Raw genomic sequence first — 990 nt, 5'->3', positions numbered from 1 at the left:
CAATACAAGGCGAGTTAAATGTCGCTCTGTTGTTTGGTGATGAATCAATAATTAGCAAATTACGTGAACATGCAGATGACTTTACAACCAGCAGTGTGACTAAGAAAGCCATTTTTTTATATGATCACTTACTAATAAAAATAGGCACAGGTAAAGTACTGCCAGAAGAAGAAATTGAAAATGCACTTACTGAGGCTAAATCAACGAAAGATAAAGATGTACAACAATGTATTGTTCCGCTTATTGAAGCGATTAAAGGCCTTACCAATGGCGATGATTATTTATGGCAATCAAGCATAGACAAAGTCATTGCGTGGCACGCTGATGAGTGTAAATACGGTGACTTCAAAGAAGATGGAAATGCAGTCATGTCATTAAATGCGCTTAGCATGGCTAAATTGGGTAAAGATATGCATGGCTGGCAATGTAAAACTGATTCACTCTATTTACCGTTATATTTAATAGACTGCTAAATGCATTTTAGATTTACGTTCAAGGAATAAGAATGTTAAAACTTAATAATTATGATTTCGAATTTGAAGAGCTTTTTGAAGATTCACCTATGGTAATTGAGGTCAGGCTTGCTGATATTAACGATCCGTTAGCTTCTCAAGAAGATAAAGAAGAAGCAGCACAAATACTTTCTGAAGAGTACCAAGAGTTGGCATATGCACACTACGTTTTAGAAGATTGTGAAGAAGCTAAGTGTTATTTAAAAAAAGCAGCGCCATTTGCTTATTTAACAGGCTTTGATCCTGAATTAAAAGGACACAACAATGAGTGGACAATCCAAGGTGAGTTAAATGTCGCTCTGTTGTTCGGTGATGACTCAATAATAAGCAAATTACGAGCTCATGCAGATGACTTTACAACCAGCAGCGTGACTAAAAAAGCTATTTTTTTATATGATCACTTACTAATTAAAATAGGCACAGGTAAAGTACTGCCGGAAGAAGAAATTGAAAATGCGCTTACTGAGGCTAAATCAAC

General features: G+C 35.8%; 2 protein-coding genes. Both read left to right on the top strand.

Annotation, left to right across the window (positions count from 1 at the left end; all coding sequences use genetic code 11):
* On the top strand, positions 1-473 hold a 473-nt coding region (locus H5090_RS20520), incomplete at its 5' end, for an Imm49 family immunity protein (RefSeq protein ID WP_182696627.1).
* Between the two features lie 32 nt (positions 474-505).
* A partial coding sequence (locus H5090_RS20515) for a hypothetical protein (RefSeq protein ID WP_182696626.1) occupies positions 506-990 on the top strand: 485 nt, incomplete at its 3' end.

The organism is Pseudoalteromonas sp. SR43-5 (assembly GCF_014163835.1).
Classification (GTDB): Bacteria; Pseudomonadota; Gammaproteobacteria; order Enterobacterales; family Alteromonadaceae; genus Pseudoalteromonas; species Pseudoalteromonas distincta.
This window is presented reverse-complemented; position numbering and strand designations above follow the sequence as displayed.